Raw genomic sequence first — 21,850 nt, 5'->3', positions numbered from 1 at the left:
GGCAGATGAACAGACGTTCATTATCACATGGCTATTACCTATGTACCGCAAGCACCTTGCGCGCGCGCCCCATTCTGGCGCCTTCCCCATGAAGGAGCCTGAACATGGCAAACCCCACCAACGCACCAACTGCTGCGCTGCCCTTTATCGACGGTGCCGATCTTGGTACTGCACCGCCGGCCAACCATCCCTCCCCGCCCGGCCAGATGACCCAAGTGCATGGACTCCACGAGACCGGGGTCTTCACCCTGACGCGTGAGCGAGTGTTCCAGACCTCGCCGCCGCACCAGCAACTGCTGGCCGACCGTCTCGTGTTGGAGATCCACGCCAGCGTGGCGCTGATCAAGATTGATCGGTACAAGTGCCTGCTACAGATCCAGGTCAACGGCCAGCGGATGATGCTCAGCCCTGCCGATGATCAACTGCAACCGTTGGTCCTGCACCTACCGGGCCCTGAGAGCCTAGTGAGCATCGGCAACACCGTCAGTCAGCCGATCACCATCCAGCTTGGCCATGGTCAACACCGCGTCCAAGCCGGTGCCGGCTTCACTCGCATCCGGGCAGGAACAGGTGAGGCCCACATCCAGGCCGGTTCGGGAATGCTCGAACTGATGCCCGCCCCCTCCGACTATCATGTAGTCGGCCATTGCCTGGTAGGCGCTCAAGGGCATGCCGAGGCGTTCTATCGCAACCTGCCGCAGGACGCCCGCCTTGAGCTACCTACAAGCGACTCAACCAGAAACCTTGGTAGAAAGGGCCTGAAGGTTACGGGCAACGCAGAGTTTGTCGAGGCCGTGAATGACAGCCTCGAGTTAATGCGCAAGCTGCATTGTGGACAGGCGCTTCTGGCCCAGCTCGATACGGCCGCGTTGCGTACAGGCACACCCATTTCAATCATCGACGCCGGCCCCCACGGCGCCACCCGCTACCTGCCTTCCACTGACGAATCTGACGAGTCCGACACCCATTACATCAGCAAGTCTGGCGAACGTGGTTTGGAGTACAGCGGCGGCACTGTAGAACTCAATCGGCATGCACTGTCGTTGAATCAACCTTGGTGGATTGACCTCTACCAGCGTCTGTGCATGGCCTACAACTCGGTCACCGGCAGCGTCTTCGCGGGCACTAAGACTTTCACCTTGAGCACTGGAAAACACATCGAAGTGTCCAATTGGGAGTTGCAGGCAATCGGCCTGAGTGTCGATCAGCCGGCCTTTGAGTTCGAACCGGATGAGCAGCCTCGCCAAAGCAATCCACTCGCTTTGAACGAAAACGCGATTCGCCATGAACTGGGGCTAGCACCGCGCCTGCACCCTCAAGCCTGGGAACTGGCCTGCCTCGAGGCGCAGAGGGCAGGTACGTCTCGCGCCACGCCAGACTTATCGAAGCCTGCGATCAACATAGAAGGGGACGACGAATACCGCGGGCGGATTCAGGCCTTGCTTCAGCAGTTGTGGGCCAGCCCGACAGCGTCAGTGCTGTTGCACTCACTGCAGCTCAGCGGCGCGACAATTACCATCAAGAATACCGACATGCTGGACAACGCTGTCTATCATCCGGATTTGCAAGGTGATCCGCACATACGCAATGGCAAGCCAGGAGAGAAAATCAAGCACGGCACGATCGAGTTCAACCCGGATATGCAACGACCGGATTCGGTGCCGATCGTGGTCCTTTATCACGAGCTCTGCCATGCGTGGAATCATGCCTATGGGACCGTCCTGGCCAATCACGAACGCCAGGTGGTGGGCCTCGATACCGGGGAGGCTGCGTTTGACTTCGACAACGACCCGCACACGCCACCGACCGATACCAATCCAGCACCGTTCAATGAAAACGCCCTGCGCGCTGAATTAGGCTTGCCTGCACGCCTGGATTAGCCCTGAACACGGATCGAGCCAATCAACTCAAGCAAGCCCCTGCGCGCTGGATGGCACGATAAGGATCCCTGCCCGAAGGCCATTTCTGACCTTTGGGTTGGGGAAAATGATCCGCGCGCCCTCCTCCTCGACTACCCAGCGCATCTCGGCCAGGTCTTCGGCCAACAGGTAGCCTTTGGCCAACTCGGAGAAGTTTTCGATATCCGTCGGCAGGTGCAAGTTGAAAGAGTCGCTGTGCTTGATGATCTCACGCGCCACGCTGAACAGCTGCAAGCCATCGAGTGTCTCATCGGTCGGCGGCTCGTTGCCTTCGATGATCTGCCGCAGGCGGGTCTCGAGCCGGTCGAGATTGACTTGCTCGTTCTGCCCAAATGGCCGCGCCTTGCCCAACTCCAGGGTGAAGGCTTCGGCCTCTAGCTGTTCATAGGTAAACGCACTGAAAGTGATCGAAGACTTGCTCTGCAGCAGTACCGCCTGCATGCCCGCCGCTGCCAGACGGGCCAGCTCACGGCGCGAGTGCTTGCGCCCTTCCTTGTACGGATATAGCGCGAACTGCTCGATCTTCGAGCCGCGGATGGCAGTGTGCAGATCGTAATGCAGGCGGGTGCGCTCAGGCTTGCTGAAAAACACCCGGGCGAACTGCTCAAGCTCAGCGGCGCGCAACGCTTCGAAACCACTGGAAAGCGCGTGACGGCCGTTGAACAGGCGGTTGATATCCTGCTCGATGAAACGCTCGCCCTTGCGGATCGCAGGCGGGTTGCCGAACAGGAACAGCACCCGCGCGCGCGGCCTGATCTCGCCATTGGCCACACCATGCAGCAACTTCTCGAGCAGCTCGATCGGTGCCGTCTCGTTGCCATGGATGCCGGCTGACAACAGCAGGTCGAGACCGCAATCCTCGCCTTCAGGCGGACGCACTTCCAACGCACCCTCGCCCAGCCAGCGCAAACGCACGCCCCGGGTGGTCACTTGGGTCTTCTCGGCCGGTTCGTGATCGGTCAGGGTCAGCTCAAGCAATTTGCCGAGGGCGAGCATAGGCGTTTCCTTAGTGGTGGTGACCGCAGTCAGGACCGTGGACGTGGTCGTCATCGTCGCCGACTTCTGCCGACTCCATTTCCAGCTCCAGGCTGACCAGGTTGGTGGCCATCGGGCGCAGCAACAGGTTGGCGTACTCGGTGTCGTCTTCGGCGACATCAACGCCGATCAGCAGCTGGCCGCGGCCGTCCTGCTGGATCCACACTTCTTTACCTTGCCAGACCACGGCAAACCGCGTGCAGGAGGTTTCCAGCTGGGTGCCGTCTTCATCTTCAAGGATCAGGCGCAGGGCGTCGGACATTACAATTCTCTCTTCAAGGTTGGCGTTGGAACGGATAGACCGAGCCCAACATGAGGATCTGGGTCAATTCATCCAGGGCCGTACGGCACTCGACCAGCAGTTGCGGGTCGGCAAGGTCGGTCTCGCTCATGCGATCGCGGTAATGCTTGTCGACCCACTGGACCAAGGTGTCGTACAGCGACGGCGACATGATAACGCCTGGATTGACCGCCGCCAGTTCCGATTCCTTCAAGGCCACGCGCAAGCGCAGGCAAGCCGGGCCACCGCCGTTTTGCATGCTCTGCTTGAGGTCGAATACCTTGACCTCCTTGACCGGGCCGCCATTGCGGGTCAGCTGGCCAAGAAAACTCCAGACCCGCTCGTTGTTGCGACACTCCTCCGGCACCACCAGCAGCATCGAGCCATCTTCACGCGAGAGCAACTGGCTGTTGAACAGGTAGGAACGCACCGCGTCCTCTACCGCTACCGCCGCCCGAGGCACCCGGATGGCCTGGAAGTTAGCGCCCTTGCTGGCCAGTTTAGCTTGCAGTTGCGCAAGCACCGCATCGGTCTCGAGGAAGGCGTCTTCGTGGTAGAACAGCACCTCGCCGTTGCCCACCGAGATTACGTCGTTGTGAAACACCCCCTGGTCGATCACTGCCGGGTTCTGTTGAGCGTAGACCACCCCGTCGTCGCTGAGCCCGTGCAGCCGGGCCACGGCCTGCGAGGCCTCGAGGGTTTGCCGGGCCGGGTACTTTTGCGGCGCCGGGAAGCGGCTGTCAAAAGCGCTGCGGCCATAGACGAAGAACTCGACCCCTGGCTCGCCATAGCTGCGACAGAAGCGCGTGTGGTTGGCCGCACCTTCGTCGCCGAACTGGGCCACCGCAGGCAGCGCCTGGTGATGAGCGAACACCTGCTCATCGGCAAACATGGCTGCCAACACCCGGCTGGTGGTCGGATGCTCGATGCTGCGGTGGTACTTGCAGTTGAGGTTGGCAGCGGTGAAATGCACGCGACCATCGGCGGTATCGGCGCTTGGGCTGACCGTGGCGGCATTGGCCACCCACATGCTCGACGCCGAGCAGCTGGCGACCAGCAGCGGCATGGCCTCTTTCGCGGCGCGGCTGATCACCTCGGCATCGCTGCCAGAGAAGCCCAGCCGACGCAGGGCGGCGACATCCGGCCGCTCCTGCGGGGCCAGTACGCCCTGCTTGAAGCCCAGGTCGCTCAGCGCCTTCATCTTGGCCAGGCCCTGGCGCGCCGCTTCACGCGGGTTGGAGCACTGCTGACTATTGCTCTGCGAGGCCACGTTACCGTAAGACAGACCGCCGTAGTTGTGGGTCGGCCCCACCAGGCCATCAAAATTCACTTCGTAGGATTTCATCGGCTAGGCTCCGAGACCGTTTGTTATAGGGTGACGCCCGGCGTCAAAGTCGCCGGCAGGGCGAGGCTGGCGGTCTCCAGCGAAGCCACCGGATAGGCGCAGTAGTCGGCCGCGTAATAGGCACTGGCGCGGTGGTTGCCGCTGGCACCCACACCGCCGAACGGCGCACTGCTGGCCGCCCCCGTCAACTGTTTGTTCCAGTTGACGATGCCGGCACGGCTACGCAGCCAGAAGTACTGGTAGCGCGCACGCGAGTCTGACAACAGGCCCGCCGCCAGGCCGTACTGGGTAGCGTTGGCTTCATCGATGGCGGCGTCGAAATCGCTGTAGCGGATCACTTGCAGCAACGGCCCGAAGAATTCCTCGTCCGGGCGCTCAGCCACAGCGGTGACATCCACAATGCCCGGGGTCAACAGCGCGGCGTCAGGCTGCGGCTGGGTCATTTCCAACAGCGCTACAGCGCCATTGCCGAGCAAGGCTTGTTGCGCATCCAGCAATGCCTGGGCGGCCTGCAAGGAAATCACCGAACCCATGAACGGTGCCGGCTGCTGATCGAACGCGCCAACGCTGATCGTGCGACTCACCTCGACCAGGCGCGCCAGCAGCGCGTCACCCCAGGCACCTTGCGGCACCAGCAGGCGGCGGGCGCAGGTGCAGCGCTGCCCCGCAGAAATGAAGGCCGACTGAATGATGGTGTACACCGCAGCGTCCAGGTCCTTGACCTGATCGACCAGCAGCGGATTATTGCCGCCCATTTCCAGGGCAAGGATCTTGTCCGGGCGCCCTGCGAACTGTTGGTGCAGGAGATTGCCGGTACGGCTGGAGCCGGTGAAGAACAGGCCATCGATACCTGGATTGGCGGCCAGGGCGACACCGGTCTGGCGAGCGCCCTGCAGCAGATTGAGAACACCCGCAGGCAAGCCGGCGGCAATCCAGCATTTGACCGTCAACTCGGCGACCTTGGGGGTCAGCTCACTCGGCTTGAACACCACGCAGTTACCCGCCAACAGCGCCGGCACAATATGGCCGTTAGGCAGGTGGCCGGGGAAGTTATACGGGCCAAACACCGCCACCACGCCATGCGGCTTGTGCCGCAACACCGCCGTAGCGTCCGCCAGTGGACCACTCTTTTCCCCGGTGCGCTCGCGATAGCTCTGCACCGAGATCGCCACTTTGTTGACCATGCTGGTCACTTCGGTGGCCGACTCCCACAACGGCTTGCCGGTTTCTTCACCGATGCAACGCGCAAGCTCGTCGGCATTGGCTTTGAGCTGATCGGCAAAAGCCTCAAGCACGGCAATACGCGCATCCAGGCTCAGTTGCGCCCAGGCCGGGAAGGCCTGCCGCGCTGCTGTCACTGCCGCGTCGACTTGAGCGGCAGTGGCGCCCTGACCTTGCCAAACGACTGCCTGAGTGACCGGATTGAGCGATTGCAGTGGCTCGCCCTGCCCTGCTTGCCAGTGCCCCGCGATGAAATGAGTCGTCATTACTGAGCCTCCCGCGCGGCCGAAAGTGGCACCGCGCGCACATGATCGCCAGCGCCCAGGCGCAGGCGCTTGGCGGTCTGCGGATCGACCACCAAGGTGCCCGCCGCCAGGCGTGCGGGCGCGGCGGTGATGCGGCAGTCTTCGCGCTTGCGGTTGTGAATCAGATAAGGCGTGGCATCGTCGCCTGGCGTACCCACCGCCAACACCAGGTTCTGGCTCTCGCGCACGGCACGGATCTTGGCGGTCTCGCACTCGATCGCCGGGCCTGCGTCGAAGATGTCGACATAGCCTTGATAGTTGAAGCCTTCGCGCTCAAGCATGGCCAGTGCAGGCTCGGTGTCGGTGTGCACCCGGCCAATGACCTCGCGCGCCGCTTCAGACAAGAAGCAGGTATACAGCGGGAACTTGGGCATCAGTTCGGCGATGAACGACTTGTTGCCCACGCCAGTGAGATAGTCCGCCTGGCTGAACTCCATCTTGAAGAAGTGCCGCCCCAGGCATTCCCAGAACGGCGAGCGACCGGCCGCGTCGGAGATACCGCGCATTTCAGCGATCACCTTCTTGCCGAACAGCTCGGGGAACTCAGCAATGAACAGCATCCGCGCCTTGGACAACAGGCGGCCATTGAGGCCATTGCGATAGTCGCTACGCAAGAACAGCGAGCACAGCTCGGAATTGCCGGTCAGGTCGTTAGCCAAAAACAGCGTGGGGATTTCACGATAGATGTTCAGCTCCTGCGAAGCGCTGACCGTCAGCCCGACCCGGTAGTTGTACCAAGGCTCACGCAAGCCGACCGCTCCGGCGATGGCGCTGATACCCACTACCAGACCTTCGTCGTTCTCCAGCACGAACAGGTAATCGGTGTCACCGCGCCCGGCTTCGCCGTTAAAGCTCTTCTCGGCCCAGCGCACCCGCTGGCCGAGGCGCTCCTCGTTGGCCGGCAAGGTGGTCAGCCCGGTCGTGCCGGTGCTCCGTGCCAATTCGATCAGCGCGGGTAAATCGCTGCTGCGTACAGGACGAACGATCATGCTATCTCCTTGTGCGGCGGTCTGTGCCTGCCGCGAAACTCTGCTGCCGGTCGCGCCCCGTGGCTATCCGGCCACGGCCATCAAACGGCGACCAGACGCACGCTTGCCCCCTCACCGACACCTAGGGCCTCGGCGGCTTCGCTACTGAGGCTGACCGGCTTGCCCGGCACCCAATCGAACTCCAGCAACACAGCGCGGTAATCCTGCAACTGACCGTTGCACACCAGGTACGGGCGACCACCCTTGGCCGGCACCGGCTCAAGCTTGACTGGCACCACGCGGCTTTGCGCGATGGTGCGGATCCCCGAAGCCCGCGCATGCAGGGTGGGGCCGCCGTCGAAGATGTCGATGTAGTGCTCGGTCTCGAAGCCTTCGCGCATGAGGATGTCGAAGGTGATCTGCGCGCGCGGGTGCACTTGGCCCATGGCCTCTTGGGCCAGGTCCGGCAGCAGCGGCACGTAGATTGGGTAGTGCGGCATCAGCTCGGCGAGGAAGGTGCGGCTCTTCAGGCCACACAGGCGTTCGGCATCGGAATAATTGAGGTCGAAGAAGTTGCGCCCAATGGCATCCCAGAACGGCGACTCGCCGTGCTCGTCGCTGTAGCCAACGATCTCGGTGACCACCGAATCGGCAAAGCGCTCAGGGTGAGCGGCCATGAACAGCAAGCGACCCCGCGAATTGAGCTCGGCCCAGCCAGTGCCGACCAATTCGGGCAGCACATAGAAGCTGGTCAGCAGGCTGTTGCCCGTCAGGTCGTGGCACAGCGACAGCACGTGGATCTTGTTATGGATCTTCAGCTCGCGCGACGCATGCACGAAGGTCTCGTTGCGAAAGCTGTAGAACGGCTCGGAGTAGCCTGCCGAGGCGACGATCGCCGAGCAGCCGGCCAACTTGCCAGTTTCGCTGTCTTCGAGGACAAAGAAGTAGCTCTCCTCGCCATTGAAGCTGACTTCAGCGGCGAACGAGGTCTCGGACGCTGCGATCTTGTCGCCCAGGCGACCGGCATCATCCGGCAGCGAAGTGACACCAACGGGGCTGTCCGCAGCCATGCGCTGCACTTCATTGAGGTCAGCCATTTGCGCGGGGCGCATTACCAGCATGGTGTCACTCCTTTGGAATACGGGCCGAGTGGCTCGGCACGGAAAAACGGCGGGCGCCGTGATTATTGACTTGGCAGGCACCCGCACTGGAATTCAGCGATCGCCGGCCGGCGTTACGCACCGGGCCGGCGACAAGGGCGATCAGCCCTGGGTCAGCTTGGCGATGGCGCGCTCGAAGCGATCCAGGCCTTCATCGATGTCGGCATCTTCGACCACCAGGCTTGGCGCGAAACGCACCACGTCCGGGCCGGCCTGCAGGACCATCAGGCCTTCCTTCTCGGCCGCGTTGAGCACGTCCTTGGCCTTGCCTTTCCAGGCATCGACCAGGACGCAGCCGATCAGCAGGCCGACGCCGCGCACCTGGCTGAACAGCTCGATTTTCTCCAGGCGCGCCTTGAAGCGCGCGTGCTTGGCGGTGATAGCCGCCAAGGCCTCGGGCGTGTTGACCACATCCAGCACCGCGCAGGCGACGGCGCAGGCCAGCGGGTTGCCGCCGTAGGTAGTGCCGTGGGTGCCAACGGCCAGGTGCTTGGCCAGGTCTGCGGTGGTCAGCATGGCGCCAATCGGGAAACCGCCGCCCAGGCTCTTGGCACTGGTGAGGATGTCTGGGGTGACGCCATAGTGCTGGTAGGCGTACAGCGAGCCCGTACGGCCAACGCCGGTTTGCACTTCATCGAAGATCAGCAGGGCATTGTGCTCGTCGCACAGTTTACGCGCGCCTTCCAGGTAGGCCTTGTCGGCTGGCACTACGCCGCTTTCACCCTGGATCGGCTCGATCACTACCGCGCAGGTCTTGTCGGAAATTTGCGCCTTGAGCGCTTCCAGATCGTTGTACGGCACGTGGCTGATACCGGTGATCTTCGGGCCGAAACCGTCCGAGTACTTCGGCTGGCCACCGACGCTGACGGTGAACAGGGTGCGCCCGTGGAAGCTGTTCAGGGTGGCGATGATCTCGTGCTTTTCAGGGCCGAAACGGTCGTGGGCGACGCGACGGGCCAACTTGAAAGCGGCCTCGTTGGATTCGGCGCCAGAGTTGCAGAAGAACGCTTTGTCGGCAAAAGTCGCATCCACCAGTTTATGCGCCAGGCGCAGGGCCGGCTCGTTGGTGAACACGTTGGAGACGTGCCAGAGGGTATTGGCCTGCTCAGTCAGGGCCTTGACCAGTGCCGGATGGCAATGACCCAAGGCATTTACCGCGATGCCGCCCGCGAAGTCGATCAGCTCGCGACCCGACTGGTCCCAGACTCGGGAACCCTCGCCTCGCACAGGAATGAAGGCCGCCGGGGAGTAGTTGGGAACCATGACCTGGTCAAAATCGGCACGTTGCACCGGGGCTTGCTCAACGGACATCTGAGTCTCCTGAAGAGGAACGCTGGCCTGAAAGTGGCGAGCGATGGGGGGATTGTAAGGACTGATCAGCGCCTGTCCTTGCGGCCAAGCGACAACTTGTTACAGCGCAAAACCCTGTTTTAGCCAGGCTTTCGGCAATGCGACAAACAGTGTCGCAATCGCGCAGTGTAAAGGAGGCAGGGTTTGTCGGGGAGATGGCAGCCGCAAATGGGTGAACGCTTGTTCACAGCCTATTGCGACAGATTGGCAGCGAGGGTGACAAGCGAGCGTTTCTCAATTGGGAGCGGTGTAGGCTCTGCTGACGCAATCGCGGGCAAGCCCGCTCCCACGCAATCTATCCGGGGCAGATTTCAGCCGCGTTCGGCAGGAGCCGAGCTGAGCTCGAACGGGCTGTTGCTACGGCGCTGGTTGCGATCTTCGCGCGGGGTGGCGCCAAAGAAGTTGCGATAGGCGCTGGAGAAATGCGGCCCGGAAGAGAACCCGCACGACAAGCCAATCTGGATGATCGACTTGCTGGTCTGCATCAGCATCTGCCGCGCCTTGTTCAAGCGCAACTCCAGGTAATACTGGCTCGGCACCCGATTAAGGTACTGCTTGAAGATCCGCTCCAGCTGTCGGCGAGACACGCACACATGCTGGGCGATCTCGTCAGTGGTCAGCGGCTCTTCGATGTTGGCCTCCATCAGCAGCACTGCCTGGGTCAGCTTTGGATGACTGGAACCCAGGCGGTTTTGCAATGGAATCCGCTGACGCTCGCCACCCTCACGGATGCGCTCGACCACCAACTCCTCCGACACCGCCCCGGCAAGTTCGGCACCATGATCACGGGCCAGCACCGCCAGCAGCAGGTCAGCCACGGCCATGCCGCCACAGGCGGTCAGGCGGTCACGATCCCAGTCGAACAGATGGCTGGTGGCGATCACCTTGGGGAAGCGCTCGCCGAAATCGTCCTGCCAACGCCAATGCACCGCAGCCCGATAGCCGTCGAGCAAACCCAACAGCGCCAACGGATACACGCCTGCGGAAAGCCCACCGATCATGCAGCCACTGCGCGCCAGCTGCTTGAGCGCGGTCGACAGCGTGGCATTGACCGCCGTGGGCGGCTCATCGGCCAGCAGCAACAGCTTGTGCACACCTTCCAGACGCCCATTCCACGGCTCACCCGGCAGACGCCAGCCTTGCTGCTCGGACGGCTCGGCCTGAAGGAACACCAGCTCGTAGACGACATCTGGATGCACCCGCTGGGCCACCAGCAATGCCTCCTCGGCCAACGCCAAGGTCAACGGCTTGGTGCTGGGCCAGATGAGAAAACCGATTCGCTGGGTGGTCATAGGGCGTGGTCCGAAACCTTGGGAAGTTCGAGTCAGTGGCGCCGGGTCAGGCTGCGCTCGCTGCGCAGCATGCCCTATTATGGTGCAAAGGTGCAGCCTTTACTTCAGGCTGCCAGAGAGAAACTGCTTGAGCCGTTCCGATTGCGGATTGACCAGCACCTCGCGCGGATTGCCCGCCTCCTCCACTACCCCCTTGTGCAGGAACACCAGCTGATTGGACACCTCGCGAGCAAAGCCCATCTCGTGGGTGACCACCACCATGGTCCGGCCTTCCTGGGCCAGCGACTGCATGACCTTGAGTACATCGCCCACCAGCTCTGGGTCTAGCGCCGAGGTCGGCTCGTCGAACAACATCACTTCCGGCTCCATAGCCAGCGCCCGGGCAATCGCCACACGCTGCTGCTCGCCACCGGACATATGCCCTGGGTAGGCGTCCTTGCGGTGCGAAACGCCGACTTTGGCCAGGTAATGCTCGGCTTTTTCCAGCGCGTCTTTCTTGCTCATGCCCAGCACATGCACCGGTGCTTCGATGATGTTTTCCAGCGCCGTCATGTGCGCCCACAAGTTGAAGTGCTGGAATACCATCGACAGGCGCGAGCGCATGCGCTGCAGCTGCTTGGGATCGGCAGCCTTAAGCGCGCCATCCTTGCCAGCGACCAGCTTGAGCTCTTCGTTGTTGAGCAGGATCTTGCCGGCATGCGGCTGCTCGAGCAGGTTGATGCAGCGCAGAAAGGTCGACTTGCCCGAACCGCTGGAGCCGATGATGCTGATCACATCGCCTGCCTTGGCGGCCAGGGACACGCCCTTGAGCACTTCATGGCTGCCATAGCGCTTGTGCAGGTCTTGGACTTCGAGTTTGTACATGCTGTCGGTTCTCACAGAGCGTTCAGTGCTTGCGCGGCGCCAGGTAGCCGAGCCAGCGGCGTTCGGCCATCTTGAACAGGCGCACCAGAATGAAGGTCAGGCACAGGTAGAACACGCCCGCCGTGATATAGGCCTCGAAAGGCAGGTAGTACTGGGCATTGACGGTGCGCGCCGCGCCGGTGATGTCGATCAGGGTGACGATCGAGGCCAGGCTGGTGGTCTGCAGCATCATGATCACTTCGTTGCTGTACTGCGGCAGCGCTCGGCGCATGGCCGACGGCAGCAGGATGCGCCGGTACATCTTGAAGCGTGACATGCCCATGGCCTTGGCCGCTTCGATCTCACCATGCGGGGTGGCCTTGAGGCTGCCGGCGATGATTTCTGCAGTGTAGGCACTGGTGTTGACGGCGAAGGCCAGGCAAGCACAGAACGTCGCGCTCGACAGCCACGGCCAGAAGATGCTCTCGCGCACCGCCTCGAACTGGGCCAGCCCATAGTAGATCAGGAACAGCTGCACCAGCATCGGCGTGCCGCGGATCACGTAGGTGTACAGCCAGGCAGTGATGTTCACCAACGGCTGCTTGGAAACGCGCATCAGGCCCAGCGGCACCGCCGCCAGCAAACCGAACAACAGCGACAGCGCCAGCAGCTTGAGAGTGGTCAGCAGGCCGCCAAGATAAAGCGGCAGCGCCTCCCAGATGACGTTGTAGTCGAAGATCATAGTTCTGCCGCCTTAACGCCCACCGAGTAGCGCCTCTCGAGGTACTTCAGCGCCAGCAGCGAGACACTGGTGATCACCAGGTACAGGGCTGCCACCGCCAGGAAGAAGGTGAAGGGTTCGCGGGTGGCATCAGCCGCCTGCTTGGCCTTGAACATCATGTCCTGCAGACCCACCACCGAGATCAGCGCGGTAGCCTTGGTCAATACCAACCAGTTGTTGGTAAAGCCTGGGATCGCCAGGCGAATCATCTGCGGCACCATGATGCGGAAGAACACCTGGCGGCTGCTCATGCCGTACGCCACGCCTGCCTCGGCCTGCCCCTTGGGAATGCCCAGGAAGGCACCGCGGAAGGTTTCCGACAGGTAAGCACCAAAGATGAAACCCAGGGTGCCGATACCGGCCACCAGCGGGTTGAGATCGATATAGTCTTCGTAGCCGAGCAGCGGCGCCACCCGGTTGAGAATGTCCTGGCCGCCATAGAAGATCAGCAGGATCAGCACCAGATCCGGAATGCCGCGAATGACCGTGGCATACATATCGCCCAGCCAGGCCAGCCAGCGCACTGGCGACAACCTTAGCGCCACGCCGATCAGGCCAAGCACGATGGCCAGGGCCATCGACGACAGGGCGAGCTGCAGCGTCAGCCACGCCCCGTCGAGGATGACTGCCCCGTAGCCTTTCAACATGATTGGGATTCCTCTAGACCCAGGGAATGAAAAATGGTGCAAACCTCAGAGTCTCTGCTGTTTGCACCATTGCACAGGTGAAACTCGATGTCTTACTGAGCGTCAGGCCCGTAGATGTCGAAGTTGAAGTACTTGTCCTGGATCGCCTTGTACTTGCCGTTGGCGCGAATGGCGTCGATGGCGGCGTTGATCCGCTCAGCGTTGGCCTTGTCGCCTTTGCGCACGGCAATGCCGACGCCGTCGCCGAAGTACTTCACGTCGGTGAACGATGGGCCAACGAACGCGAAGCCTTTGCCGGCGTCGGTCTTGAGGAAACCATCTTCGAGCAGGGTAGCGTCAGCCACGGTGCCGTCGAGGCGACCGGCAGCCACGTCCAGGTAGATTTCGTTCTGGGTGCCGTAAGGCACGACGGTTGCACCTTTAGGCGCCAGGACTTCCTTGGCGAAACGGTCGTGGATCGAGCCGCGCTGCACGCCGATCTTCTTGCCACTGAGCTCAGCCAGGCTGTCACTGACGGTGACGCCCTGCTTCATGACCAGGCGGGCCGGGGTCAGGTAGTAGCGCTTGGTGAAATCGACCGACTTCTTGCGATCGTCAGTGATCGACATCGACGACAGGATGGCGTCGATCTTGCGCACTTTCAGTGCTGGGATCAGGCCGTCGAACTCTTGCTCGACCCAGGTGCACTTGGCCTTCATCTCTTCGCACAGGGCGTTGCCGATGTCGTAGTCGAAGCCGGCGATGCTGCCATCGGGCTGTTTGAAGGCGAAGGGTGGGTAGGCGGCCTCGATACCGATCTTCAACGGTTTCTCATCGGCGTGCGATACCAGGGACAACACGGACAGCGCCAGGGCGCCAAGCAGTGCGAGCTTCTTCATCAGGTAACTCCATCGGTACGGGGCAATACAAGGCAGGGGTAACAGCTGCCCGAATGCGAATGGGTACAACGCGAGCCGCGAGGGGTATCGACCAAGGTCGCAGACCACGAGCGAGTGAGTGGCATTTTAACGACAGCCCGGTAGTCGATATTTCTTCAAAGCGACAACTAGTTACAGAAGCGCTTGAAACCGCGGCGGGCGATATTGACAGCTCTCACTCATTATGCAAGAGCGAAAAGAAAACAACCTGTAAACAAAGCAATAAGTGCGCCTATTATTGGCAAACCCTTGTATTCCGGCAAGTGTAGCGTGCAAACCTGCACGAATTGTCTGCAGGATTGCCCCACAATGGCACAGGAATGTTTCTGACGGCCCCGTTCTCGTGCGACCAAGGTGACAGAAAACGGTTACCGATGAATGTCGAGGTAACAGAATGCAAAAACCCCGCCGTTGCTGGCGGGGTTCTGTGCAGACTGGCCGCTATCAAGCCGAAGCGCGGCTCATTTCCTTGTGGGTATCGATCAGGTGCTGTACCACACCCGGGTCGGCCAAGGTCGAGATATCACCCAGCGCGTCATACTCGGCCGTGGCGATCTTGCGCAGGATCCGCCGCATGATCTTGCCCGAGCGGGTCTTGGGCAGGCCTGGCGCCCACTGGATGACATCCGGCGAAGCGATCGGACCAATCTCCTTGCGCACCCAGTTCTTCAGCTCCAGGCGCAATTGCTCGCTCGACTCGACCCCGGCATTGAGGGTCACATACACATAGATGCCCTGCCCTTTGATGTCATGCGGCACGCCGACCACCGCCGCCTCAGCGACTTTCGGGTGGGCCACCATCGCACTTTCGATCTCGGCGGTACCCATCCGGTGACCGGAAACGTTGAGCACGTCATCCACGCGACCGGTGATCCAGTAGTAGCCATCCTCGTCACGGCGCGCACCGTCACCGGTGAAGTACATGCCGCGGAAGGTCTTGAAGTAGGTGTCGACGAAGCGGTCATGATCGCCATACAGCGAACGCGACTGACCCGGCCAGGAGTCGAGGATCACCAGGTTACCCTCGGCGGCGCCTTCGATCAGGTTACCCAGGTTATCCACCAGGGCCGGCACCACGCCAAAGAACGGACGGGTTGCCGAACCCGGTTTCAAGCCAGTCGCGCCTGGCAGCGGGCTGATCAGGATGCCGCCGGTTTCAGTCTGCCACCAGGTGTCGACGATCGGGCAACGCTCCTTGCCGACAGTCTGGTAGTACCAGTTCCAGGCCTCAGGGTTGATCGGCTCACCCACCGAACCGAGCAAGCGCAGGCTGGAGCCATCTGCGCCGGCAACGGCGGCCTGACCTTCGGCCATCATCGCGCGAATCGCGGTCGGCGCGGTGTAGAGGATATTGACCTTGTGCTTGTCAATGATCTTCGACACGCGGGTGATGTCCGGGTAGTTCGGCACACCTTCGAACAGCACGGTGGTGGCGCCATTGGCCAGCGGGCCATAGACGATGTAGCTGTGGCCGGTGACCCAGCCAACGTCGGCGGTGCACCAGTAGACTTCGCCCGGGCGGTAGTCGAACACCCGCTCATGGGTCAGCGAAGCGTAGACCATGTAGCCGCCAGTGGTGTGCAGGACACCCTTGGGCTTGCCAGTCGAGCCAGAGGTATAAAGGATGAACAGTGCTTCTTCGGCGCCCATCTCTTTAGGTGCGCAGTGGCTGGAGGCGACCTTCATCAGGTCTTCGTACCAGATATCGCGGTGCTGGTGCCAGGCGATGTCGCCACCGGTGCGCTTGCACACGATGATCTTCTGCACGCTGCTGGTTTCAGGGTTGGTCAGGGCCAGGTCGACGTTGCCCTTGAGCGGCGTATGCCGACCGCCACGCACGCCTTCGTCGGCAGTGATGACAATCTTCGATTTGCAGTCGATGATTCGGCCGGCCAGGGCCTCAGGCGAGAAGCCACCGAACACTACCGAATGGATCGCGCCAATTCGGGCGCAAGCCAGCATGGCCACCACCGCCTCGGGGATCATCGGCATATAGATGGTCACCACGTCGCCGCGGTGCACATCCTGGCCACGCAGGGCGTTGGCGAATTTGCACACCTGCTCGTGCAGCTCGCGGTAGGTAATGTTGCGGCTTTCGGAAGGATCGTCGCCTTCCCAGATAATTGCCACCTGATCGCCGCGCTCTTCGAGGTGACGGTCCAGGCAGTTGTAGGAAACGTTCAGAGTGCCGTCTGCAAACCATTTGATATCGACATGGTGATCGTCGAAGGAGGTCTGCTTGACCTTGGTGAACGGCTTGATCCAGTCCAGGCGCTGGGCCTGTTCGCGCCAGAAACCGTCGGGGTTGATCACCGACTGCTGGTACATGGCCTTGTAGGTGGCCTCGTCGGTCAGGGTAGTAGCCGCAACCTCGGGACGAACGGGATACAGTGGAGCCGCACTCATCTGTGTTACCTCGGTGTAATAGTTGTTTTTGTATGGAACCGTTTGTAACTGTACCAGAGCGGCTAAGGCCATTCGACGTTGGTAGTAGCAAGCCCCTCCTTCGCCGCAGAGATTTCGCGCAACCGCTCTAGCCCGCACAACACCGGCATTCGACCAGTAATCAAAAGCCGTTTTCCCGGCGATTGTTACAGATTCTGTCAACAGTCTTTATCAAAACCCCCACTGTTTCAGCTGTAGGCCGGGCCATAAAATTCACCTCGCCAGCAACGGCAAGGCGATTAACTTCTGGTAACAGCCCCCACGAAGGCAACGTTAATCCCCTCTTCATCCCGATAGTTAAACACTCGTTGTACTCGCGGCGTCACAAGCGCCGCGTGCCCCCTCACGACCTTAGACAGGTAAATTGAAAATGAAAGCGTTACTGGTATTGGTACTTGGCGGTCTTTGCAGCGCGGCGATGGCCGACGAAGTTGCAAACGATGTCGAGCAGATTCCGGTTGAACAGTACAGTTACTCGCAGCACTTGGACATTGCCCGTGTTCTGTCCATGAGCGAAGTTCCTAACGTCTGTGAAGTAGTGCCCGCCCGCATGACCTACGAGGACTCCAAGGGCCAGAAGCACATTCTCGAATACCGCGTGATGGGTAACGGTTGCTCCAACGGTTGATCCCTGTGAATGGGGCCGCTTAGCGGCCCCTTCAACTGTTTACTCAGACGATTTGCCCAGGGCGTATTCACGCAACTTGTTGGCAATGGTTGTATGCGAAACCCCCAGTCTTTTGCCTAATGCCCGACTACTTGGGTATTCACCAAGCAAACTTTCCAGTACCGCTTTTTCAAAGCGTCCGACAATCTGCGAAAGTTCCCCTTCCAACGAAAACTCCCCCAACGGTTGGCGCACGCCATAATCCGGCAGACGGATATGTTCGCTCTTCACCAGCCCGCCCTCACATAATGAAACAGCCTGGAATAAAACGTTCTCCAATTGCCGCACATTACCCGGCCAATGGTAGTGGCTGAGTTTTTCCATGGCGGCGGGCGCCAGGCGCGGCATCGGGCAGCCAATCTGCCGGCTGGCTTGATCGAGAAAGTGCTGCACCAGGCCTTCGAGGCCATCCATGCACTCTCGTAGCGGCGGGATATGCAGCGACAGCACATTCAAGCGGTGGTACAGGTCCTGGCGGAATTCGCCCCGCGCGCACAGCTCGGACAGGTCGACCTGGGTGGCGCAAATGACCCGCACATCCAGATACACCTCTTCATCGCTGCCCACCCGGCGAAAGCAACCATCCTGCAAGAAACGCAGCAACTTGACCTGCAGGCGCGGGCTCATTTCGGCCACCCCATCGAGGAACAGCGTGCCTCCTGCAGTCAGTTCCAGCAGCCCCAGCTTGCCCTCCGCGCGCGCGCCCTCGAAAGCGCCCGGACCATAGCCAAACAGCTCGGTTTCGGCCATCGACTCCGGCAACCCCGCGCAGTTGAGCGCCATCAGCGGCGCCTGCCCACGCGGGCTGGCCAAGTGGCAGGCACGCGCCAGCAACTCCTTGCCAGTACCTGTTTCGCCCTCGATCAACAACGGCGCATCCAACGGCGCCATGCGCCGCGCTTCGCGCACCACGGCGGCCATCACCCGCGAGCTCTGGAAAATACTGTCGAATCCGCGCAGCTCCTGCTTGCGCACGTTATAGATGCGCTCGCCAATGCGGTCGGCGCGATGCAAGGTCAGCACCGCCCCGGCCAACGCCTCGCTTTCGTCATGCTCGGACTGCAACGGGGCGATGTCGGCGAGAAACACATCCCCCTTGACCTTGATGCGCAGGCCATTGATGCGCGACTTGTTCGCCCGCACCAGCTCGGGCAGGTCGAAGTCCTCGACGTAGCGCGCCAGCGGCAGGCCTGGCACCTCGTCGACCCGCACCCCAAGCAACTGCGCCGCCGCACGGTTGGCCGCCACGATACTGCCGCCCATGTCGATCGACAGCACCGGGAACTCTAACGCGCCCAATAACGCATTGAGCTCCATATGCCGACGCTCGCTGGGCATCAGGCCGACGCGCTTGACGCCGAACACCCCGGCGATCGCTTCGAATTTCGGCCGCAAGGCTTGGAACTGCAGGTTCACCAGGTTCGGACAATGCAAGTAGATGGCATTGCCGTGGTCGCCGCCAACCTCGCCGCGCAGCACGTTGATGCCGTACTCGACCAACAGGTTGAGGATGTCTCGCAAAATGCCGATGCGGTTCTGGCAATGCACTTTGATACGCATGGAAATGTCCCGAAGCCGCCGATTTTTTCATCGGCACGCGTAAAAGTCGTAAAGATAAGCTGACAAATTTACATAATAGGTCAGCCGGATCTCCGTGATTTTCCGGGATAAGCGGTTTTTTGTAAAATTTACGTTACGAAATCACCCGCTTCACCTGATCAGCAAACATCCCACACCCGGTGCAAAGGCTGCGCTGAAGGGCTATTCCTAGGGCATGTCGCATCCATAACAAGAAAGACCGCCCTCACCAGGAGAGCCACATGAAACAGACGCAGTACGTGGCACGCGAGCCCGACGCGCACGGCTTTATCGACTACCCGCAGCAAGAGCATGCGGTATGGAACACCCTGATCACCCGTCAATTGAAGGTGATCGAAGGCCGGGCCTGCCAGGAATACCTGGACGGCATCGAGCAGCTCAAGCTGCCCCATGACCGCATCCCGCAGCTGGGCGAAATCAACAAGGTGCTGGGCGCCACCACGGGCTGGCAGGTCGCCCGGGTGCCAGCGCTGATCCCGTTCCAGACCTTCTTCGAACTGCTCGCCAGCAAGCGCTTCCCGGTGGCTACCTTCATCCGCACCCCGGAAGAGCTCGACTACCTGCAAGAGCCGGACATCTTCCACGAGATCTTTGGCCACTGCCCGCTGCTGACCAACCCTTGGTTCGCCGAATTCACCCACACCTATGGCAAGCTCGGCCTGGCCGCGACCAAGGAAGAGCGGGTGTACCTGGCGCGTCTGTACTGGATGACCATCGAGTTCGGCCTGATGGACACCCCGCAAGGTCGCAAGATCTATGGCGGTGGCATCCTCTCCTCGCCCAAGGAGACCGTCTACAGCCTGTCGAACGAGCCGGAACACCAGGCGTTCGACCCGATCGAAGCCATGCGCACGCCGTATCGGATCGACATCCTGCAGCCGCTGTATTTCGTTCTGCCGAACCTCAAGCGCCTGTTCGACCTGGCCCACGAAGACATCATGGGCATGGTCCACCAGGGCATGCAGCTGGGCCTGCACGCGCCGAAGTTTCCACCCAAGGTCGCTGCCTGAGCCGCCTTGACGATAACAACTCAAACCGGAATGACACCCATGAATGCCTTGAACCAAGCCCACTGCGAAGCCTGCCGCGCCGATGCGCCGAAAGTCAGCGATGAAGAACTGGCGCAGCTGATCCGCGAGATCCCGGACTGGAACATCGAAGTGCGTGACGGCCACATGGAGCTTGAGCGGGTTTTCCTGTTCAAGAACTTCAAGCACGCGCTGGCGTTCACCAATGCCGTTGGCGAAATTGCCGAAGCCGAAGGTCACCACCCAGGCCTGCTGACCGAGTGGGGCAAAGTCACCGTGACCTGGTGGAGCCACTCGATCAAGGGCCTGCATCGCAACGACTTCATCATGTGCGCGCGCACTGACAAAGTTGCCGAGACGGCTGAAGGCCGCAAGTAACTCGCTACACCTCTGATCGCGGGGCAAGCCCGCTCCTACGCCCTTGCAACGAAGCAGGCGCGTGGGAGCGGGCGTGCCCCGCGATTGCATTTTCAAGGGCCAAACGGCCCGTTGCCGTCCGGTATCCGCCCGCAAAACCGACAACTGACAGGCAAAAAGTTCAAACTGTCATGCAGACTGCTGTATCCTGCCCCAGCTTTCCAAAGCCATAAACGCGCCTGGCGCAGCCTTTTCACTCACACTTGCGAGGAACGTCGAGATGCATGAAATCCCGAATCTTCCCTTCCCAAGCCTGAACCCCGAAGAGCAAACCGTTGCCGCCCACTCCGAGCCGACGCCTGCCGTCGAGCAGGATGGCGACGATACATCCAGCGCTGATCAGGAATAACCGCGCACGACAGTGTGAAAACGGCTGACCTTCGGGAACTCCCACGTCATCACGTTTTCACACCGTCCAGATCCCCTGCCACGAAGACCCTCCATGCCCGATTCACCGCGCCCCCTTGCGGTCACCCTGCAAGTCGTCTCGATCGTCATCTTCACCTTTATCGGCTACCTGAACATCGGCATCCCCTTGGCCGTACTGCCGGGCTATGTGCATAACGAACTGGGCTTTAGCGCAGTAGTTGCGGGCCTGGTGATCAGCGTGCAGTACCTCGCCACCTTGCTCAGCCGCCCCACGGCCAGCCGCATCATCGACAACCTGGGCAGCAAAAAAGCGGTCATGTATGGCCTGTTCGGCTGCGGCCTGAGCGGCGTGTTCATGCTCGCCTGCAGTTTTCTCAACCACATGCCATGGCTCAGCCTGACCTGCCTGTTGATTGGCCGACTGGTATTGGGCAGCGCAGAAAGCCTGGTCGGTTCCGGCTCGATCGGCTGGGGGATCGGCCGAGTGGGCGCGCAGAATACCGCCAAGGTAATCTCCTGGAACGGTATCGCCAGCTACGGCGCGCTGGCCGTCGGCGCCCCGCTGGGGGTGCTGATGGTCAAGCAGTGGGGGCTGTGGAGCATGGGCGTGAGCATCATCCTGCTGGCAGTGATTGGCCTGCTGCTGGCATGGCCCAAGCGCGCCGCACCCATTGTCAGCGGTGTGCGCCTGCCGTTTTTGCAGGTGCTGGGCAAGGTGTTCCCGCACGGCTCGGGGCTGGCCCTGGGCTCGATCGGTTTTGGCACCATCGCCACCTTCATCACCCTGTACTACGCCAGCCGCGACTGGCCCAATGCCGCATTGACCCTGAGCCTGTTTGGCGCCAGCTTCATCAGTGCTCGACTGTTGTTCGGCAACCTGATCAACCGCATCGGCGGCTTCCGGGTGGCAATTGCCTGCCTGTCGGTGGAAACCCTGGGGTTGCTGATGCTGTGGCAGGCGCCGAATGCCGAGATTGCCTTGGCGGGCGCTGCGTTGAGTGGGTTTGGCTTCTCGCTGGTCTTCCCAGCACTGGGGGTCGAGGCGGTGAATCAGGTATCAGCAGCCAACCGCGGCGCCGCGGTGGGGGCGTATTCGCTGTTCATCGATCTGTCGCTGGGCATTACCGGGCCGCTGGTGGGCGCCGTGGCATCTGGGTTTGGCTTTGCCTCGATGTTTCTGTTTGCCGCAGCGGCCTCGGCTTGCGGGCTGGTGCTGAGCCTGTATCTGTACCGCCAGGCGCGGCGGTTGCGCCAAGCCTGAA

The 21,850-nt window shown here is 61.3% G+C and carries 20 protein-coding genes; 6 read left to right on the top strand and 14 right to left on the bottom strand.

All coding sequences use genetic code 11. From position 1 onward, the window contains the following. Nucleotides 1-104: 104 nt before the first annotated feature. A complete protein-coding gene (locus ACF8K2_RS26070; protein ID WP_392468835.1) occupies nucleotides 105-1,880 on the top strand; it encodes a M91 family zinc metallopeptidase in 1,776 nt (591 codons plus the stop codon). A 27-nt stretch (nucleotides 1,881-1,907) separates the two neighbouring features. Here the strand turns inward: ACF8K2_RS26070 and astE are convergent, their stop codons facing one another. The 13 genes from astE to acs form a co-directional block, all read right to left on the bottom strand. Then, nucleotides 1,908-2,915, bottom strand: coding sequence for a succinylglutamate desuccinylase (gene astE / locus ACF8K2_RS26065; protein WP_392468833.1), 1,008 nt, complete (start codon nucleotides 2,913-2,915; stop codon nucleotides 1,908-1,910). A gap of 10 nt (nucleotides 2,916-2,925) precedes the next feature. Continuing rightward, entirely contained in the window at nucleotides 2,926-3,216 is a 291-nt protein-coding gene (locus ACF8K2_RS26060) for a topoisomerase II (protein ID WP_186557428.1), read from the bottom strand. A 13-nt stretch (nucleotides 3,217-3,229) separates the two neighbouring features. Beyond that, the gene (astB, locus tag ACF8K2_RS26055) at nucleotides 3,230-4,579 is read right to left on the bottom strand and encodes an N-succinylarginine dihydrolase (protein ID WP_392468830.1); all 1,350 of its coding nucleotides are present in this window, start codon (nucleotides 4,577-4,579) and stop codon (nucleotides 3,230-3,232) included. Nucleotides 4,580-4,602: 23 nt separating this feature from the next. Continuing rightward, complete coding sequence (gene astD, locus ACF8K2_RS26050; protein ID WP_392468828.1) at nucleotides 4,603-6,066, bottom strand: succinylglutamate-semialdehyde dehydrogenase; 1,464 nt, start codon at nucleotides 6,064-6,066, stop codon at nucleotides 4,603-4,605. Continuing rightward, nucleotides 6,066-7,094: an arginine N-succinyltransferase gene (astA, locus tag ACF8K2_RS26045; protein WP_186557425.1), complete on the bottom strand. Its 1,029-nt coding sequence runs from the start codon at nucleotides 7,092-7,094 to the stop codon at nucleotides 6,066-6,068. The genes astD and astA overlap by 1 nt, the downstream gene beginning before the upstream one ends. 80 nt (nucleotides 7,095-7,174) lie before the next feature. Further along, nucleotides 7,175-8,194 (bottom strand): arginine/ornithine succinyltransferase subunit alpha, encoded by a 1,020-nt coding sequence (gene aruF / locus ACF8K2_RS26040; protein WP_392468824.1) that lies wholly within the window; start codon nucleotides 8,192-8,194, stop codon nucleotides 7,175-7,177. 141 nt (nucleotides 8,195-8,335) lie between these two features. After that, on the bottom strand, nucleotides 8,336-9,544 hold the full coding sequence (locus ACF8K2_RS26035; protein WP_186557423.1) for an aspartate aminotransferase family protein: 1,209 nt from the start codon (nucleotides 9,542-9,544) through the stop codon (nucleotides 8,336-8,338). 350 nt (nucleotides 9,545-9,894) lie between these two features. Beyond that, on the bottom strand, nucleotides 9,895-10,875 hold the full coding sequence (argR, locus tag ACF8K2_RS26030) for a transcriptional regulator ArgR (protein WP_186557422.1): 981 nt from the start codon (nucleotides 10,873-10,875) through the stop codon (nucleotides 9,895-9,897). A gap of 99 nt (nucleotides 10,876-10,974) precedes the next feature. Next, nucleotides 10,975-11,739 carry an ABC transporter ATP-binding protein gene (locus tag ACF8K2_RS26025; RefSeq protein WP_186557421.1) on the bottom strand — a complete coding sequence of 255 codons (765 nt, stop codon included), beginning with the start codon at nucleotides 11,737-11,739 and terminating at the stop codon, nucleotides 10,975-10,977. A gap of 22 nt (nucleotides 11,740-11,761) precedes the next feature. After that, nucleotides 11,762-12,460, bottom strand: a complete 699-nt coding sequence (locus ACF8K2_RS26020; protein WP_186557420.1) for an ABC transporter permease — start codon at nucleotides 12,458-12,460, stop codon at nucleotides 11,762-11,764. After that, nucleotides 12,457-13,146: an ABC transporter permease gene (locus ACF8K2_RS26015; protein ID WP_186557419.1), complete on the bottom strand. Its 690-nt coding sequence runs from the start codon at nucleotides 13,144-13,146 to the stop codon at nucleotides 12,457-12,459. The genes ACF8K2_RS26020 and ACF8K2_RS26015 overlap by 4 nt, the downstream gene beginning before the upstream one ends. A gap of 92 nt (nucleotides 13,147-13,238) precedes the next feature. Next, nucleotides 13,239-14,024, bottom strand: a complete 786-nt coding sequence (locus tag ACF8K2_RS26010) for an ABC transporter substrate-binding protein (protein WP_186557418.1) — start codon at nucleotides 14,022-14,024, stop codon at nucleotides 13,239-13,241. A 483-nt stretch (nucleotides 14,025-14,507) separates the two neighbouring features. Further along, a complete protein-coding gene (gene acs, locus ACF8K2_RS26005) occupies nucleotides 14,508-16,469 on the bottom strand; it encodes an acetate--CoA ligase (protein WP_186557417.1) in 1,962 nt (653 codons plus the stop codon). A gap of 409 nt (nucleotides 16,470-16,878) precedes the next feature. On the opposite strand from acs, the gene ACF8K2_RS26000 reads away from it, so the two are divergent. Beyond that, nucleotides 16,879-17,136, top strand: a complete 258-nt coding sequence (locus ACF8K2_RS26000; protein ID WP_186557416.1) for a DUF2790 domain-containing protein — start codon at nucleotides 16,879-16,881, stop codon at nucleotides 17,134-17,136. A gap of 39 nt (nucleotides 17,137-17,175) precedes the next feature. Here the strand turns inward: ACF8K2_RS26000 and ACF8K2_RS25995 are convergent, their stop codons facing one another. Then, the gene (locus ACF8K2_RS25995; RefSeq protein ID WP_186557415.1) at nucleotides 17,176-18,735 is read right to left on the bottom strand and encodes a sigma-54-dependent transcriptional regulator; all 1,560 of its coding nucleotides are present in this window, start codon (nucleotides 18,733-18,735) and stop codon (nucleotides 17,176-17,178) included. A 260-nt stretch (nucleotides 18,736-18,995) separates the two neighbouring features. Here ACF8K2_RS25995 and phhA point away from each other — a divergent pair, with 260 nt between their 5' ends. The 4 genes from phhA to ACF8K2_RS25975 all read left to right on the top strand — a co-directional run bounded on the left by phhA (nucleotide 18,996) and on the right by ACF8K2_RS25975 (nucleotide 21,849). Next, nucleotides 18,996-19,784 carry a phenylalanine 4-monooxygenase gene (gene phhA / locus ACF8K2_RS25990; RefSeq protein ID WP_186557414.1) on the top strand — a complete coding sequence of 263 codons (789 nt, stop codon included), beginning with the start codon at nucleotides 18,996-18,998 and terminating at the stop codon, nucleotides 19,782-19,784. A gap of 39 nt (nucleotides 19,785-19,823) precedes the next feature. Then, nucleotides 19,824-20,180: a 4a-hydroxytetrahydrobiopterin dehydratase gene (locus ACF8K2_RS25985; protein WP_186557413.1), complete on the top strand. Its 357-nt coding sequence runs from the start codon at nucleotides 19,824-19,826 to the stop codon at nucleotides 20,178-20,180. 259 nt (nucleotides 20,181-20,439) lie between these two features. Continuing rightward, a complete protein-coding gene (locus ACF8K2_RS25980) occupies nucleotides 20,440-20,568 on the top strand; it encodes a hypothetical protein (RefSeq protein ID WP_264082843.1) in 129 nt (42 codons plus the stop codon). 93 nt (nucleotides 20,569-20,661) lie between these two features. Then, on the top strand, nucleotides 20,662-21,849 hold the full coding sequence (locus tag ACF8K2_RS25975; RefSeq protein WP_392468816.1) for an MFS transporter: 1,188 nt from the start codon (nucleotides 20,662-20,664) through the stop codon (nucleotides 21,847-21,849). The last annotated feature ends 1 nt before the right edge of the window (nucleotide 21,850 follow it).

The organism is Pseudomonas sp. xss_2 (genome assembly GCF_043104195.1).
GTDB lineage: Bacteria > Pseudomonadota > Gammaproteobacteria > Pseudomonadales > Pseudomonadaceae > Aquipseudomonas > Aquipseudomonas urmiensis.
This window is presented reverse-complemented; position numbering and strand designations above follow the sequence as displayed.

Bases quoted from the DNA above. Each gene is read 5' to 3' on its own strand.
- astA (WP_186557425.1), bottom strand. From the start codon at position 7,094: ATGATCGTTCGTCCTGTACGCAGCAGCGATTTACCCGCGCTGATCGAA.
- ACF8K2_RS26000 (WP_186557416.1), top strand. From the start codon at position 16,879: ATGAAAGCGTTACTGGTATTGGTACTTGGCGGTCTTTGCAGCGCGGCG.
- astB (WP_392468830.1), bottom strand. From the start codon at position 4,579: ATGAAATCCTACGAAGTGAATTTTGATGGCCTGGTGGGGCCGACCCAC.
- ACF8K2_RS26035 (WP_186557423.1), bottom strand. From the start codon at position 9,544: ATGTCCGTTGAGCAAGCCCCGGTGCAACGTGCCGATTTTGACCAGGTC.
- astE (WP_392468833.1), bottom strand. From the start codon at position 2,915: ATGCTCGCCCTCGGCAAATTGCTTGAGCTGACCCTGACCGATCACGAA.
- acs (WP_186557417.1), bottom strand. From the start codon at position 16,469: ATGAGTGCGGCTCCACTGTATCCCGTTCGTCCCGAGGTTGCGGCTACT.
- ACF8K2_RS26010 (WP_186557418.1), bottom strand. From the start codon at position 14,024: ATGAAGAAGCTCGCACTGCTTGGCGCCCTGGCGCTGTCCGTGTTGTCC.
- argR (WP_186557422.1), bottom strand. From the start codon at position 10,875: ATGACCACCCAGCGAATCGGTTTTCTCATCTGGCCCAGCACCAAGCCG.
- ACF8K2_RS25985 (WP_186557413.1), top strand. From the start codon at position 19,824: ATGAATGCCTTGAACCAAGCCCACTGCGAAGCCTGCCGCGCCGATGCG.
- ACF8K2_RS26060 (WP_186557428.1), bottom strand. From the start codon at position 3,216: ATGTCCGACGCCCTGCGCCTGATCCTTGAAGATGAAGACGGCACCCAG.
- ACF8K2_RS26020 (WP_186557420.1), bottom strand. From the start codon at position 12,460: ATGATCTTCGACTACAACGTCATCTGGGAGGCGCTGCCGCTTTATCTT.
- ACF8K2_RS25975 (WP_392468816.1), top strand. From the start codon at position 20,662: ATGCCCGATTCACCGCGCCCCCTTGCGGTCACCCTGCAAGTCGTCTCG.
- ACF8K2_RS26025 (WP_186557421.1), bottom strand. From the start codon at position 11,739: ATGTACAAACTCGAAGTCCAAGACCTGCACAAGCGCTATGGCAGCCAT.
- aruF (WP_392468824.1), bottom strand. From the start codon at position 8,194: ATGCTGGTAATGCGCCCCGCGCAAATGGCTGACCTCAATGAAGTGCAG.
- ACF8K2_RS26015 (WP_186557419.1), bottom strand. From the start codon at position 13,146: ATGTTGAAAGGCTACGGGGCAGTCATCCTCGACGGGGCGTGGCTGACG.
- phhA (WP_186557414.1), top strand. From the start codon at position 18,996: ATGAAACAGACGCAGTACGTGGCACGCGAGCCCGACGCGCACGGCTTT.
- astD (WP_392468828.1), bottom strand. From the start codon at position 6,066: ATGACGACTCATTTCATCGCGGGGCACTGGCAAGCAGGGCAGGGCGAG.
- ACF8K2_RS25980 (WP_264082843.1), top strand. From the start codon at position 20,440: ATGCATGAAATCCCGAATCTTCCCTTCCCAAGCCTGAACCCCGAAGAG.
- ACF8K2_RS25995 (WP_186557415.1), bottom strand. From the start codon at position 18,735: ATGCGTATCAAAGTGCATTGCCAGAACCGCATCGGCATTTTGCGAGAC.
- ACF8K2_RS26070 (WP_392468835.1), top strand. From the start codon at position 105: ATGGCAAACCCCACCAACGCACCAACTGCTGCGCTGCCCTTTATCGAC.